The organism is Ensifer sp. 2TAB8 (genome assembly GCF_052115125.1).
Lineage (GTDB): Bacteria > Pseudomonadota > Alphaproteobacteria > Rhizobiales > Rhizobiaceae > Ensifer.
On record NZ_JBFRGB010000016.1, the window covers coordinates 100,072 to 114,654 of the forward strand.

Genomic DNA, 14,583 nt, shown 5'->3' on the forward strand with positions numbered 1-14,583 from the left:
CTCCCCTTGAGAAGCCCTACTGCCGGCCCCGCAGCAATTCCGCCCGGAACAACTGCTGAAAGGCAGCGTAGCTTTCGAAGCCAAGATCGTTGACGAGACGCATCACCGTCGTCGTCGAGACGCCGCTGCACTCGGCCACTTCGCGCGCGCTCGCAAAGGCAACGTCATAGGGATGGCCAAGGACGAACCTCGCCACCTCCAGCCGCCCGCCCTTCAACCGCCGTACACCGAGGCGACAGGACTCCCGCAGTTCGACAAAAGTCGCCGGAGGTGCGATCGAGGCGGCAGTGACGGACAGTTGATGGACCATGTTCAGGCCGCCTCCACGTTGGAGGGCGTGCTCTCGATGTGGACGCGAAGACTGCCGGCTTCGGCACGATCAAGAAAGGCGTCGAACGCACCGAAGAAGATCGAGAGGAAAGTGTCAGTCGAGCCGTCCCAACCACCTTCCGCAGCACTACCGAACCGTGCAGCGAGCACTCGATAGAGCCTGAGGCGTGGCGCGGAGATCTTGTCGAGCGCGAGCACGGAGGCCTGGCGCAGACAATACCAATCGGTGATCAGCTCAAGCATTTCCAGGCGAACCAAGTCAGTGGCGTCCTCGGGCGGGCATGCCGCGATCACACTCTCGATCGCGCCCGGCCCGCCGAGGCGTTTGCAGACATCCTCGACAGTGAGCCCGGAGATCTCTTCGACGGCTTCCTTCGGCCACTCCTTGGGAAAGTAGCGATGCTGAACCAGGGCGCGTTTATGCGCTTTCAGGAACGATCCGTAGTCGGAGACGTCAAAGGCGCTATCAGCCTCTTCCGTGAGATGGGCCATTTCTCGCCGATAGCCACACGAGATGCGCGGATCGACGGCGCTGGAGGACAGCTCGACGGTTTCGACCAGCAGAGCAGAAGCGGATGGCTCGACGATCTTGAAGGCTGGCGGAAAGGCCACCAGGGACGGCACGGCGATATTGGTGAGCACACCCTCGCCGGATCCTCGGCGCGTGACGCCCTCGACATGCAGATGCCCGCTGAAGTGCAGCGTCATCCCCGCATCGATCAGTGTCTGCGCGACTTCCTTGCGCGGCGTTCTGCGAGCAATGTTCGTCTCACCGAAAAGCACGCCTTCGGCACCCGTTGCCCCATCAAAGGGATCGAGAACCGGATAGTGCGAGAAGGCAAGAAGCGTCTTTCCGAGCCTGCGGGCGCGTGCCGAGACGTCGGCGATCCAATCGATGATGAACGGCTTCAGCTTCAAGAGCGCATTCCAGCCGGCTCCGGTGCTATCGACGAAAGCCGCCTCGTCACCTTCTGGGAACGTGCCGTCGCGCGGCTCGAACACGTTGGCGTCGATCATCATCAGCCAGAGACCGGGCTCCGGCTCGACCAGATAGGAAGCGTCCATCAGCGCGTAGCGGTTTCGGCCATCAGGGGACGAAACGTCGTAGAGACGGTCTTCGACCTTGTCCGAAGCGCCGAACGGGGTCTCCCAATGGATATCGTCGGACCTTCGGAAGTATCCGAATGCGGCCATCGGAGCGAGGCCCGTCGGATACCCCTCGCAATACATGGACGGCGTCGCGTAGGTGCCGGGACCGGCCCTTTCCGCATCGCTGGTGACGAGGACCCTCGCACCATTCACATCCAGGAACTGCTTGGTGTGATGGCGGCCCCTGGGGCCGAAAATGTCGTGGTTGCCGGGGAGTGCGTAGAAGCGCGTATCATTCTCGCGTTCATGCCGCTCCAGAATGGTGCGCAGGCGCTCTGCGGTTTGCCGCTGGCCGTCATCCGTATAGTCGCCCAGCAAGACGACGTGACGGATCTCGCGCCGGGCCACCTCCGCCAATGCCTCGTCCAGTGCCCTCGCACTCTCGTTGAATACGCGGGTCGACTCGCGCGTATCGGCCCAGCTTCTGATGGCCAACGCCTTTCCATCAATCTCGATGGCTGGAAACGCGAAGTCGGTCTCAAGATCATGAAAGTGGGCGTCGGCGATCACAGCGATCCGCGGCAAGTCAGCCATTGGCATTCGCCTCCGCGCGGGATGCGTCAACGAGATCGATCCAGGTGGAGGCGCGCCGCGCCGCCTCGTACAGCATCGGCTTCGGTGTTTCGAACCATTCGTCCGGCCGCAGCTCGCGATGCTCGCGGATATGGGCGACCGCGGCGTCTAGGGTCGGAAACAGGTGCGGCTGTTGCTTGTGCAGGAAAAGCGCCACCAGCGACACGGAGCGACTGCGCCCGCCGCGGCAGTTCACCAGAATGTTGCCGCCGTCGACGAAGGGGTAGGTCGGGCGTTTAGGCATCGTTTGACGCAGGGCTCCGTCGAGAATGTAGTAGGCGCCAAGCATCATCGTGTCCGGGCTGCCGTCGCCATCGATCATGCCGAGCTTGTAGTAGCGTATGTCGGCGTAGCCACTTGCGCAGAGGTCGTCATTGACCGCGACCTCCTCCTCACGCACGAGATTGATATCGAGGTTGACCGCACAGTTGACGACGATGGTGATCCCGTGACGCTTGAGCAGTTCCATGTCGCGCGCGCCGTCGCTGCCGCCGATATAGAGATCCGCTCTACGAGGGCCAAGTTCCGTGGCGATCAGGCTGATTGCGGGTCGCGCGTAAACCGGTGCGTCCATTGTAGTTTCCTTCTGATGTCGTCGAATAAGGCGCTCCCGCCGATCGTGGGTTCACGCCGGCTGAAGCGCCGCGGTCCGTTCGTGGGCAAGGATCGGAATGCCGGAGGCTTCGCTGACACCGTCGGCGATGGCCGGCGTCGATGCAAGCACCGGTCCTCCGTCTTGGAGACTGCCGATCTGCAGGAACGGGCACACGACGCCGCCCGCCTCGGCAACGAGCAGGAGCCCGGCGAGGCAGTCCCAGGAGTTCATGTGCAGCTCCACATAGGCATCGGAGCGCCCATCAGCCACATAGGCAAGCGCCAGTGCTCCGGACGCCCCGCGCCGGACATTGGCGCCCTTGGCGAGCATCAACCGCATGGTTTGTAGATAGGTCTCGTCCGGCACCCGGCGTGACCAGCCCATTTCGACGGAGGCTGCATCGAAGGTGACCGTCGACGAGATGCTTATGGGCTTGCCGTTCAAAGTCGCACCAGCGCCTCGTCGACAAAAGTAGAGCTCGTCCTGGGCCGGATTGTAGATCGCGCCGATCTCTGCCCTGCCCCCTTCGACATAGGTGATCGAAATGCAGAAATGCGGAATTCCGCGCGCGAAATTGGCGGTGCCGTCCACCGGGTCGACGACCCACACGCGGTCGCCGATCGAGCCGCCGCCCTCCTCGCCCAGAAACGCATCTCCAGGAAAGTGCGTGGTGATAGCCTGACGGATATGGGCCTCGGATGCGGCATCGGTTTCCGTGAGGAAATCCTGTGGCCCCTTCAGCGAGAAGCCGCGCTCGGAACTCTCCTTGAAGCCGCTCAGCACCAATGCGCCGGCAGAGCGAATGACGTCCCGACATAACGACGCCCGTCCTGCGAGGTCATTCGAATAGCGCGGATTGTGATCGTTCATCGGAAGACTCCATTGCACACGCGTGCACATTTGCACGCGTGTGCACCTCACGCAAGCGGAATCTGCACCTGCGTCTCGTCGTCTCTATTGTCGCATTGAACGCTTCGTGCCGGTCCGCGTAGCGAGCACATTACGGATCGCAAAGCTCGAGTGGATCCGCGAGACACCGGGAAGAGCGGAGAGGATTTCCTTGTGAATGCGCTCGAACTCGCCGGCATTGGCGACTTCGACGCGCAAGAGATAGTCCGACCCGCCGGTCATCAGGAAACATTCCTTTATTTCCGGGTGCCTGCGTATCGCGGCCTCGAAACGGTCGAGGTAGTCCTCCGTCTGGCGATCGAGCGTGATGTTGATGATCACGGCAATGGAAGCTTCCACGTTCGACGTGTCCACCAGAGCGGTATAGCCGCGGATAACGCCGGCCTGTTCCATCAGTTTTATGCGCCGAAGACAGGCCGATGGGGAGAGGCCGACTTCTGCGGCGAGACTCGCATTGCTTCGTCGGGCATCCAGCCGAAGCAGGCGAAGAATATTGCGGTCTATCGCATCAAGCGCGGACATGACAGATCATTCCAATTCATCTTTGTTTCTTTCAATGATCATGATTTCACGCAACGATCAATCATTCTTTCCTCGGAAATTTCACGATCGTTTCACTAGTCTCGCGCCAATACGGGGAGGCTGGAATGGACGGGACAGTACAGGCGAAAAGGCAAGGTGCGGCGACCGCCACAGGCGGCGCATCGGGCTACCTGACCATCGACCTTGCGGCCATTGCTCGCAACTATGAAAAGCTGGCGGCGGAAGTCGCGCCGGCGCGTGCCGCAGCAGTCGTCAAGGCGGACGCCTACGGGCTCGGCGCCGTCAGGGTCGCGGCCAGGCTATACGAACACGGCTGCCGCCACTTCTTCGTCGCCCAGTTCGTCGAGGCCCTGCGCCTCCAGCCAACTCTCGCCGCCGATGCCATTGTCTATGTGTTGAACGGCCTTCAGCCCGGCAATGAAACGGCCTGCGCCGAGCGCGGCATCGTGCCGATCATCAATTCACTGGAGCAGTTGCAGCGCTGGAGCCAGACTGCGAGGACGCTCGGCCGCAAGCTGCCGGCGGCGCTGCAGTTCGATACCGGCATGTCGCGCCTCGGCATTCCACCGGCGGAACGCGCTGCCGTTGCCAGCCTGCTCGGCGACTACATTGATGTCCGCTTCATCATGAGCCACCTTGCCTCCGCCGACGAGGCTGCGAGCGAACAGAACGGAAGCCAGCTTGCCGAGATGAGCCGTATCACGGCTGAATTCCCGGAGTTCGACCTGTGCTTCGCCAATTCGGGCGGCATCTTCCTCGGCAGGCCCTATCACGGTGTACTTGCCCGCCCCGGCATCGCGCTCTACGGCGGGGCACCGATCGCCGACCAACCGAATCCGATGGCCCCCGTCCTGCGCCTCGATGTTGCGGTCGTGCAGACCCGCACGGTCCCCGCCGGCGCGCGCGTCGGCTACAGCGGTACCCATATTGCCGCTGGCGAAACCCGTCTTGCCACCATTGCCGCCGGTTATGCGGATGGTCTGCCGCGGTGCCTGAGCGACCGGGGCGCCGTCTATTGTGACGGGATTCGCCTGCCGATCGTCGGTCGCGTCTCGATGGACAGCATCACCGTCGACATCTCCGCTCTACCGGAAGGTCGCTTGCACCTCGGCAGCCTCGTGGAGGTGCTCGGCCCCCATCAGACGCTTGAAGATATTGCACGCGACGCCGGCACCATCGCTTATGAAATTCTGACCGGCCTCGGCCAGCGCTACGAGCGGCAATACCGCTGACCCCTTCTCTTTTTGCTTGAGGGCATCATGAAAGTTATCGTTCTCGGCGCCGGCATCATCGGCGTGACGTCGGCCTACCAGCTCGCCAAGGCGGGACATGAGGTGACGGTCATCGACCGTCAGCCCGGCCCTGCCCTGGAGACGAGCTTCGCCAATGCCGGCGAAGTCTCCTTCGGCTACTGCTCGCCCTGGGCAGCACCCGGCATCCCCATGAAGGCGATGAAGTGGCTGTTCATGGAGCATGCGCCTCTGATCCTGCGGCCGAAGGTCGACACGGCCATGCTGTCGTGGATGGTGAAGATGCTCTCCAACTGCACATCCAAGCGCTACGCCATCAACAAGAGCCGGATGCTGCGCCTTGCCGACTACAGCCGCAACTCCCTCGCCACGCTGCGTACAGAGACGGGCATTGCCTATGACGAGCGGATGCAGGGCACGTTGCAACTGTTCCGCACGCAGCAGCAGCTCGATGCCTCCGGCAAGGACGTCAAGGCGCTCGCCGCTGACGGCATTCCCTACGAGGTCCTCGACCGCGACGGCTGCATCCGCGTCGAGCCGGCACTGAAGCATGTGCGCGAAAAGATCGTCGGTGGCCTGCTGACGCCGAAGGACGAAACCGGCGACTGCTTCAAGTTCAGCAACGCGCTCGCGAAAAAGGCCGAAGAACTCGGCGTACGCTTCAACTATGGCAGCATCATCCGCGGCCTCGACGTCGAAGGCGGTCGCGTCCGCGGCGTTGTCACCGCGCACGGGACGTTGCAGGCCGACGCCGTTGTGGTGGCACTTGGCAGCTTCTCGCCGCTCCTCGTCAGGCCGCACGGCATCCGCCTGCCGGTCTATCCGGTCAAGGGCTATTCCCTGACGATCCCGATCACCGATGCGTCGCGCGCGCCGGAATCGACCGTGATGGACGAGACCTTCAAGATCGCCATCACCAGGCTCGGCGACCGCATCCGCGTCGGCGGCATGGCCGAGATTTCCGGCTACACCAACGATCTCGGCGAGCCTCGTCGCCTTACACTTCAACACTCTGTCACCGACCTCTTCCCCGGCGGCGACGTGTCGAAGGCGAGCTTCTGGTCGGGCCTTCGCCCGATGACGCCGGACGGTACGCCCGTCATCGGCGCAACGAAGGTCGAGGGTCTCTATCTCAACACGGGCCACGGTACGCTCGGCTGGACGATGAGCTCCGGTTCGGCTCGGGTGATCGCCGATCTCGTCAGCGGCCGCAAGCCTGAGATCGACGCGACCGATCTCGCAATCGCCCGCTACGCTTAAGCGGCTCCGTTCAACCACTTTCGAGGAGACAAATCATGATCCAGGAAATCCACACGAACGACGCGCCGGGTGCCGTCGGCCCCTTCTCGCAGGCGATCAAGGTCGGCAACCTGCTGTTCGTCTCCGGCCAGTTGCCGATCGATCCGGCGACCGGAGAGTTCAACTCGGACGACGCGATCGCGCAGGCAGATCAGTGCCTCAAGAACCTTGCCGCCATCGCAGCCGCCGCCGGCACGAGCCTTTCCAACACCGTCAAGACGACGGTCCTGTTGACCGATCTCGGCAATTTCGCCGAAATCAACAAGGTTTATGCCGGCTTCTTCGCCAAGCCGTTCCCCGCACGCGCCTGCTACGAAGTGAGCGCACTGCCAAAGGGCGCAAAGGTCGAAATCGAAGCCGTCATCGCGCTCTAAGCGAGCCGGTTGCGAACCCGTCAATCGAATGGGCGGCCTACGCCGCCCAACCTCTGCAAGCATGGTGTGGCTTGAGCCCGCGCCAGCAGCGCCCATCACCATCCGGCGCGTTGTCGATCGAGCCACTCCCCCATGATGGTCGCGAGGCGCTGCGGCGCCTCCATCGGAACCATGTGCCCGGTGTTTTCGATAACTTCGAGGCTTGAGCCGGCGATCCCCTCATGAAGCTCGAGCGCTTCGGCTCGAGACCTCAACCGGTCCTGTTCCCCAGCAATGACGAGGGTCGGACAGTTGATCGTTTTCAGATCATCCCGTTCATCTCGCCGATCGATCAGCGACTGCCTGCGAAAGACATCGCCTCCCAACCGCTGCCCCGCCGCCTGAATGCGCTCGACAATGTCTGCGCGGTCTGCATTGTCGGGATGCAGGGACGAGGCGACGGCCACCCTGCTCAGTCCCTTGAAAACGGCACTGCCTGTCTGCCCGGAGATTGCGGCCTTTCGCTGAAATTCGACGTTGCTGTCGCCGCGTGCGGATGTTGCGACAAGCACAAGGGCTGAGACCCGACCGGCAGCCTGCCGCACGATTTCCCGAGCGACGTACCCGCCCATCGAGAAGCCGACGAGCACGAACTTGGGCGGCGCTTCCGCGAGAGCGCGGCGCGCCATGGCCGCTATCGAACTGTCCTGCGAAAGATCTGCGTATGAAACGGGACCAAAGTCGCTCAACGCGGGCGCCACATCGCGCCAAAGATCGGCGTCGAGCATGAAACCCGGGACCAGAATCGTTGCCATGTTTCGCTACCTCGCCGCGCATATCGCCTGACGCTACCGGAAGATGAGGGCCGGGTCTTCAAGGAAAGACACTCACCCTGGGCCAGACGCCGCCGGGACGCACGGCCGCACCTCGAACGTCCAGCCCCCCAGCGCAAGCGCGGCCCTTTGAATAGTCGGGATCCGTTCGCCTGGCGGTCCAGAGAGGCTGCGAAGCCATTCCACATCCACATGGCGATCCTTGATATTTATAGATTTATATTCCCATATCATGGACTTTTCAGCACGAACGTGCCAATAGATATCCATATTGCGACGCGCCATCGTATTTGCGAAGCATTTTGGTGAGCGCGTCTTCCCTTTTCGCTGATTGCTTCATCAGCCCCCATCAAACGAAGGAGAGTGCCCTGCTTCCGGAGCCGGGCCCAGTACATATGGCATTTGCAACTGAGAGCGACCCCTCGGCAAACGACCGACCGGTCAAGATCAGTATCAAGAACGTCTTCAAGGTGTTTGGTGAGCGGCCGGAACAGGCCCTCCGTCTCCTGAACGCCGGCAAGACCAAGTCTGAAATCCACGCAGCGACGGGCTGCACCATCGGCGTCAACAACGCGAGCTTCGACATTCGCGCCGGCGAGATCTTCGTCATCATGGGCCTTTCGGGCTCGGGCAAGTCGACCATGCTGCGCCTCATCAACCGCCTGATCGAACCCACGACCGGTTCGATCGAGATCGAGGGACGGGACGTGGCGCGCGTGCCGCGCGGCGAGCTGATCGCACTGCGCCGCCGCGACATCAGTATGGTCTTTCAGTCCTTTGCGCTTCTGCCCAACCGCAACGTCATAGACAATGCCGCCTTCGGTCTCGAAGTCGCCGGCGTCAGCGAAGCGGAACGCAAGCAACGGGCCCGCGCAGCACTGCAGGCTGTCGGGCTCGATGGCTACGACAATAGCCGCCCTGATCAACTTTCCGGTGGCATGAAGCAGCGCGTCGGCCTCGCCCGCGCTTTGGCCGGCGAACCGTCGGTGCTTTTGATGGACGAGGCCTTTTCTGCGCTCGATCCGCTCATCCGCACCGAAATGCAGGACGAACTCGTCCGGCTTCAGGCCGAGCACAGCCGGACGATCGTCTTCGTCAGCCATGATCTCGACGAAGCCATGCGCATCGGCGACCGCATCTGCATCATGCAGAACGGCGAGGTCGTACAGGTCGGCACGCCCGACGAGATCGTGCTCAAGCCCGCCAATGACTACGTGCGCTCGTTCTTTCGCAACGTCGACGTTTCGCAGGTCTTTCGTGCCGGCGACGTCGCGCGCAAGACGCAGGTGACCATCATCGAGCGTCAAGGTGTTTCCGCCGCTGCTGCATTGGAGCGCATGGAGCACTTCGACAGGGAAGTCGCCATCATCCTCGGCCGAGACAAGACCTATCACGGCATGGTCAGCCGTACTTCGCTGATCGACACCGCACGCGACGGTGCAGGCCATTCCTACCGGCGGGCCTTCCTGCCGGACATCGCGCCGATCCTCGCATCGGAGAGCCTCTCCAATGTGCTCGGCACGGTCGCGGCCAGCCCCTTTCCCGTGCCCGTCATCGACGAAGCCGACCGCTACCTCGGTTCCATCAGCAAATCTGCGCTTCTCGAGACGCTCGATCGCACCGCCTGATCCCGCCAGTTCGGAGACAAATCATGACTTTCGATATCGGCGACGGCGTTGACAGCGCCGTCAACTACGTGCTCGACAATTTCGCGCCGTTGCTCGACCTCATTGCTGCGGCCATCGGCGCCGTGACGAACAACATCCAGGCGCTGCTGCTCGCGACCCCCATGTCCGTCGGACTCGCCGTCTTCGTGCTGCTATCGCTGTGGCGCGTCGGCTTTGGCTTCGCGGTCTTCACCGCCCTCTCGCTTTTCCTCGTCGACCACATGGGGCTTTGGTCCGCCATGATGGAGACACTGTCGCTGGTCCTCGCTTCGACCCTCGTTGCGATGCTGATCGGCTTGCCGCTCGGCGTTGCCATGGCCCGCAGCGACCGGGTTGCCGCCATCGTTCGGCCGGTGCTCGATCTGATGCAGACAATGCCGGCCTTCGTGTACCTGATCCCGGCTGCGATGTTCTTCGGCCTCGGCGCCGTACCGGGGACGATCGCAACCGTCATCTTTTCCATGCCGCCGGTCGTGCGCCTTACCAATCTCGGCATCCGGCAGGTGCATCTGGAGTTCATCGAGGCCGGCAATGCCTTCGGCTGCACTGCCCTGCAGTTGCTCTGCAAGGTACAGCTTCCAAACGCCATGCCTTCGATCATGGCCGGCATCAACCAGACGATCATGCTGTCCCTATCCATGGTCGTGATCGCATCGATGATCGGCGCGGGCGGCATCGGCAACACGGTGTTGACCGGCATCCAGCGGCTCGATGTTGGCACCGGCTTCGAAGGCGGCCTCGCCGTCGTCATTCTCGCGGTCGTTCTCGACCGCCTTACCCAGAGCTTCGGAAAGGAGCGGGCCTCCCTCGGGTTCCGCCTCTTCCGGCGACAGACGCAACAGCCCGAGGTCTCGGCCGCCACGGCCTGACGACCGGCGGACTTGCGCCAAAGATGGCGGCGTTCGCGCCGCCAAATGCGAACCTTCAAAAAAGGAGCAAGTATGTTCAAGACCCTCGTTTCAGTGAGTCTCGCGGCCGGTATCGCCGCCGGCACGTGCGGTTCGGCCTTCGCCGAAGACAAGACCCCGGTCAAGATTGGCTGGGCCGCCTGGTCCGACGCCGAATTCRTGACCAAGCTCGCCGCAAAGCTCATCAAGGACGAACTCGGCCACGAGGTCGAGCTGGTTCAGACCGACATCGCACCACTTTACCAGGGTGTGAGCCGCGGCGACCTCGACGCGATGATGATGGCATGGCTGCCCGAAACCCACGCCGATTACTTTGCCAAAATTAAGGACAAGGTGACGACGCTCGGCACCGTCTATGACGGCGCCAAACTCGGCTGGGTAGTGCCCAAATACATTCCCGAAGACGCGATCGCCTCGATCGACGACCTCAAGAAGGACGATGTGAAGGACAAGCTCAAGGGCCGGATCGAAGGCATCGATCCCGGCGCGGGCCTGACGCGCCTGTCCGCGCAAGCCGTCAAGGACTACGAACTCGACGGTTACAAGCTGCAGATTTCCAGCGAGGCCGGGATGCTGACCTCCATCGACCGGGCAATGCGCAATGAACAATGGTTCGTCGCGACATCCTGGAGCCCGCACTGGATGTTCGGCAAGTATGAGCTTCGCTACATCGACGACCCGAAGACCGCGCTCGGAAAAGCCGAACACGTGGACGTGCTCGCCCGCAAGGATTTTGAGAAGGACAATCCGGAGGTCGCCGGTTTTCTGTCGCGCATGAAGCTGCCGATCGGCGATCTCGAGGCGGCGATGTTCAATGCCCAGGAGACCTCCTACGAGAAGGCCGTCGATAAATACATCGCGGACCACCCGGACCAGATCAAGGCCTGGCTCGCCAAGGAAGGCGGCTGACCCCGACGCGCCGATTTTCCGCTTCTGCCCGCGGCATAGTCCGCGGACGGTTCTTCAGAGACAAAGGAGCATCAATATGCTGAACGATACCCTTGCACCGCGTGTCGCACGCGATACCAGCGATGACACGATTGGTGGCCGCATCTCCCTCGCCCGCGATGCCGCGGGCCTTAGCGTCGAGCAGATTTCCGCCGTCGCCGGTGTGACCGAAGATACGTGGACCAGTTGGGAAAACGATCGCGCCGAGCCCAGGGCCAACCGCCTCGATATGCTGGCGCGAATTCTGCAGGTGAATATTGCCTGGCTGCTTGACGGACAAGGGAAGGGGCCTGCCGAGGCACGATAGAGGCCAAGACCAGACCAAGTTGGACGGGAAACGGTGTGCTGCGCTCGCAGCCCACCGTCGTCTCGCGAGCCTCAATCGCGCCCGGCAGGCAGCTGATCCATCCGCATCTGGCGCAACATGTTACGCCCGGCGATGAGCATCTCATACAGGAATGCCACAAGCGAGACGATGAGCGAGACGATCGCGCCGCCGAAGAACCAGAACAGATTTTCCTCACGGAATCCGAACGACAGCGCACCAGCGAGCAGGTTAAGGATGGCGCAGCCGGTACAAATCGCGGCCAAGGTCCCCAAGGCGACCGCTATCTCAAGGGCAAGGGTTCGCCGGCGCAGATAGTCCAGCTGTATCCGCCGCGATCCGCCCTCCCCGTCCTTCTCTCCCACTTCGTTAACCCGGTCGGAAACCCGGCCGAGACGTGTCGCATAGACATTGACAAACCCGGCCGTACCGGCAAGCAGGAAAACAGGTGCCAAGGACGTCTGGATGATCGAGGCAAAATCGGTGACGATTGATGGCGACTCCATGGGTACTCTTAATAACTTTCGCGCATGTGGCTTCGACTTGAAGTGGCTAGTGTCAGCCAACTCACAGCCGCAAAAGTAGACAATTTTCCGGCCGAAAGCTCCGGTGAGACTCCGAAGCTTTGTTTCGTCACGGCGGATCGACGCGCGAGCGGCGCTCTCGATTCCGAATCTGAAGTCCGAGAAGCCTCACTAGAGACAGCGCATCCTCAGCCAGTTTGCACGTTCATTTGGCGAAATGAGCCGCAGATGTTCTTGATGATCGCCACATGAGCGCTAAGGCACGCCAAAAGTATCAGAACAAACAAGGCGAACGCGGCTGACGTCCCGGCACCGAACGTCCAGCCAAGCGGCGGGAGTTGAGAAAACGAAGCACTGGCGAGCCCCGCACTGTTTTGCGACACCTGGAGCACCGCGAGCCCCGAGGCTATGAGCGCTGCGTGCGCGTGAACAAAGCGCAATCGCAGAAATCGCTCCGGCCGAAGCGCCAGATAGCCACCGACGGCGGCGGCGACAAAGAGCAACACGGTCGCGCCCCAAAAGACCACATCGGAAGCGCTTACGAGCGTCAGGACAAGTATGCGCGTCATCGGCAGCATCGTCGTGTATACGGCCCAAGCGAGCGGGCTGGACGGCGCGTTGCCAAGCTGCACTACGCTCAGAAGCGAGATGGCGGCAACCATGTAGGCTGCGCAAGGTCCAAGTCGAATGATGGTCAGCACTGAGGCGCGCATGGTTCTATTCCTTCATGCCCGAATATTCGACTCGGGCGTCTCGAACAGAAAATATAAGATGATGCTTAATTGAGGCTTACGAAACTTGCCGATGAGAGCGGAATATCTCGCGTCCCAACAGGCCTTTGCGGGTCGGTGTCTTTCAGCTTCAACCCGTTGATTAGCAAGGCTCCAAGGCGGAATTGCGGAGACAGACGCGAGCAGCCAGCCGGCATGTGTCTCTTTATTGCGACTCCCAATTTCAATTTTTCCTTTATTAGTTATTTTTCACGAAGATTTCCGGTGAGCGCATTCGTAGGCGAGGCTAGGATACCCGCAACTGGGGGAACRTAATGGAAATGTCTCGGAGCAATAAACGTCGCGTTACACTACTGCTCACCGGGGTGCTGCTGCTGGCCGGGTGCCAATCGGACGCACTCGACGATGTCGCCGCCTTCGGCGATAGCGCAAAGACACTCAACGATGATTCGGCGGTAGCCTTCTATAAGGACGATGAACTCGTGACCACGGGCAAGCTCCAGTTCCAGGAGAAGAACTACGGAAAATCCTACGCGATCTACAAGAAGGCAGTTGAGGTCTATCCGCGGGACCCGGCCGCATGGTTGGGCTTTGCTGCCTCGTCCGACATGGTCGGTCGGTTTGATACCTCGGATCGTGCCTATGTGCAGCTTTCCAAGATGATCGGCGGCACAGCCGTCTATTACAACAATATCGGCTACTCGCACCTGCTGCGTGGTGACCTGCCCGGCGCCCGCACGTATTTCCTGAAAGCATACGAGATCGACCCCTCGAACGAGACCACGGCGAAGAATCTCGAATTGATGAAGAACAGCGTCAAATACGCGCAACGATAGGCTGCTTGCGGCGGCCCTCACGTCTTTCGGCGCGCAAGACCGCCTCGGGTGGATTTGTTTGCGCAAATTCTTCTAAGAGGGCAAGTCCGCGACTACACCACGCTCGCGCAGATAACACCGAACGGCCCCGATACTTGAGATGTCACAGCGGCGGCGCTTCGAGGGATCTGGAGGCAATAACCTGCCTAAAGGCGGGCTCGGTCTAGCGCACCTTCCTCAGCACAAGCTTGCCATCCGCCGAGACGGTTCGCTCGTAGCGCGGCAAGTTGGCAATGGAACCGCCCTGGGGATCGGCCGCAGCCAGCACGTCATCAACAGCGGATGCCGAAGCGGAAACCGAATAGGATGATGGCGACAAGCGCTGGGGAACTTCCTTCCCCGGCGCGCTGATGATCATGCTGCCGCTAGACGCGAACATGCTCGGAGTCACGCGACCAGCGAGATCGGCAACATCCTTCTGCAATTCCTCAACCGATTTGCGAACGGCCGCCATGTCGTCGCCCTTGGCTCCGCCGGCGATGTTCACGGTCTGCTTGCTGATCTGCTGCTTCAGGCCGTCGATCGACCGTTTGAGCGCTGAAAGGGCCTCTCGGCTTTCGCGGACGTCCGCGGCATTCTTGGCGGTGTAAAGCAGAATTCCGGCATTCAGCGGCAGCATTGCAAGTGCCAGCGCGATGATCGGCATGCTCCGCGATCGGCTCGGCTCCTTCGCGGCGTGCTCGTTGCGTCGCGCTCGGACGTCGGGCACGATTTCGACATCGACATTCGAAATATGTGTCATCGAATTCCTCCGTCACGGATTGGGCCGCG

17 protein-coding genes are annotated in these 14,583 nt (G+C 61.6%); 8 read left to right on the forward strand and 9 right to left on the reverse strand.

Annotated features, from left to right (window positions below):
- Positions 1-16: 16 nt before the first annotated feature.
- The 5 genes from AB4Z53_RS23875 to AB4Z53_RS23895 all read right to left on the reverse strand — a co-directional run bounded on the left by AB4Z53_RS23875 (position 17) and on the right by AB4Z53_RS23895 (position 4,078).
- Entirely contained in the window at positions 17-310 is a 294-nt protein-coding gene (locus AB4Z53_RS23875) for a MurR/RpiR family transcriptional regulator (protein WP_441597960.1), read from the reverse strand.
- A 2-nt stretch (positions 311-312) separates the two neighbouring features.
- Positions 313-2,019 (reverse strand): metallophosphoesterase family protein, encoded by a 1,707-nt coding sequence (locus tag AB4Z53_RS23880; protein ID WP_441597961.1) that lies wholly within the window; start codon positions 2,017-2,019, stop codon positions 313-315.
- Positions 2,006-2,626, reverse strand: coding sequence for a dual specificity protein phosphatase family protein (locus AB4Z53_RS23885; protein ID WP_441597962.1), 621 nt, complete (start codon positions 2,624-2,626; stop codon positions 2,006-2,008). The genes AB4Z53_RS23880 and AB4Z53_RS23885 overlap by 14 nt, the downstream gene beginning before the upstream one ends.
- 51 nt (positions 2,627-2,677) lie before the next feature.
- Positions 2,678-3,517, reverse strand: coding sequence for an inositol monophosphatase family protein (locus AB4Z53_RS23890; RefSeq protein ID WP_113537389.1), 840 nt, complete (start codon positions 3,515-3,517; stop codon positions 2,678-2,680).
- Positions 3,518-3,601: 84 nt separating this feature from the next.
- Positions 3,602-4,078, reverse strand: a complete 477-nt coding sequence (locus AB4Z53_RS23895; RefSeq protein WP_113537390.1) for an Lrp/AsnC family transcriptional regulator — start codon at positions 4,076-4,078, stop codon at positions 3,602-3,604.
- A 125-nt stretch (positions 4,079-4,203) separates the two neighbouring features.
- On the opposite strand from AB4Z53_RS23895, the gene alr reads away from it, so the two are divergent.
- The 3 genes from alr to AB4Z53_RS23910 are packed head-to-tail and all read left to right on the forward strand — an operon-like array spanning position 4,204 to position 7,022.
- A complete protein-coding gene (gene alr, locus AB4Z53_RS23900; protein ID WP_441597963.1) occupies positions 4,204-5,331 on the forward strand; it encodes an alanine racemase in 1,128 nt (375 codons plus the stop codon).
- A gap of 27 nt (positions 5,332-5,358) precedes the next feature.
- Entirely contained in the window at positions 5,359-6,609 is a 1,251-nt protein-coding gene (locus AB4Z53_RS23905; protein WP_441597964.1) for a D-amino acid dehydrogenase, read from the forward strand.
- Between the two features lie 35 nt (positions 6,610-6,644).
- Positions 6,645-7,022, forward strand: a complete 378-nt coding sequence (locus AB4Z53_RS23910) for a RidA family protein (protein ID WP_113537393.1) — start codon at positions 6,645-6,647, stop codon at positions 7,020-7,022.
- Positions 7,023-7,117: 95 nt separating this feature from the next.
- Here AB4Z53_RS23910 and AB4Z53_RS23915 read toward each other — a convergent pair whose 3' ends face one another.
- On the reverse strand, positions 7,118-7,816 hold the full coding sequence (locus AB4Z53_RS23915) for an alpha/beta fold hydrolase (protein ID WP_441597965.1): 699 nt from the start codon (positions 7,814-7,816) through the stop codon (positions 7,118-7,120).
- Between the two features lie 413 nt (positions 7,817-8,229).
- Between AB4Z53_RS23915 and proV the strand changes: the two genes are divergently transcribed.
- The 4 genes from proV to AB4Z53_RS23935 all read left to right on the forward strand — a co-directional run bounded on the left by proV (position 8,230) and on the right by AB4Z53_RS23935 (position 11,664).
- Positions 8,230-9,462, forward strand: coding sequence for a glycine betaine/L-proline ABC transporter ATP-binding protein ProV (gene proV, locus AB4Z53_RS23920; protein ID WP_441597966.1), 1,233 nt, complete (start codon positions 8,230-8,232; stop codon positions 9,460-9,462).
- A gap of 23 nt (positions 9,463-9,485) precedes the next feature.
- Positions 9,486-10,370 carry an ABC transporter permease gene (locus tag AB4Z53_RS23925; RefSeq protein ID WP_441597967.1) on the forward strand — a complete coding sequence of 295 codons (885 nt, stop codon included), beginning with the start codon at positions 9,486-9,488 and terminating at the stop codon, positions 10,368-10,370.
- Between the two features lie 72 nt (positions 10,371-10,442).
- Positions 10,443-11,318, forward strand: coding sequence for a glycine betaine ABC transporter substrate-binding protein (locus AB4Z53_RS23930; protein ID WP_441597968.1), 876 nt, complete (start codon positions 10,443-10,445; stop codon positions 11,316-11,318).
- A gap of 76 nt (positions 11,319-11,394) precedes the next feature.
- Positions 11,395-11,664: a helix-turn-helix domain-containing protein gene (locus AB4Z53_RS23935; RefSeq protein ID WP_441597969.1), complete on the forward strand. Its 270-nt coding sequence runs from the start codon at positions 11,395-11,397 to the stop codon at positions 11,662-11,664.
- Between the two features lie 71 nt (positions 11,665-11,735).
- On the opposite strand, the gene AB4Z53_RS23940 is transcribed toward AB4Z53_RS23935, so the two are convergent.
- Both AB4Z53_RS23940 and AB4Z53_RS23945 read right to left on the reverse strand, forming a co-directional pair.
- The gene (locus tag AB4Z53_RS23940) at positions 11,736-12,188 is read right to left on the reverse strand and encodes a DUF2721 domain-containing protein (protein ID WP_113537399.1); all 453 of its coding nucleotides are present in this window, start codon (positions 12,186-12,188) and stop codon (positions 11,736-11,738) included.
- Positions 12,189-12,394: 206 nt separating this feature from the next.
- On the reverse strand, positions 12,395-12,919 hold the full coding sequence (locus AB4Z53_RS23945; protein WP_113537400.1) for a hypothetical protein: 525 nt from the start codon (positions 12,917-12,919) through the stop codon (positions 12,395-12,397).
- 338 nt (positions 12,920-13,257) lie between these two features.
- Between AB4Z53_RS23945 and AB4Z53_RS23950 the strand changes: the two genes are divergently transcribed.
- A complete protein-coding gene (locus AB4Z53_RS23950; protein WP_441597970.1) occupies positions 13,258-13,773 on the forward strand; it encodes a tetratricopeptide repeat protein in 516 nt (171 codons plus the stop codon).
- Between the two features lie 202 nt (positions 13,774-13,975).
- On the opposite strand, the gene AB4Z53_RS23955 is transcribed toward AB4Z53_RS23950, so the two are convergent.
- Entirely contained in the window at positions 13,976-14,554 is a 579-nt protein-coding gene (locus tag AB4Z53_RS23955; RefSeq protein WP_441597971.1) for a hypothetical protein, read from the reverse strand.
- Positions 14,555-14,583: the final 29 nt, after the last annotated feature.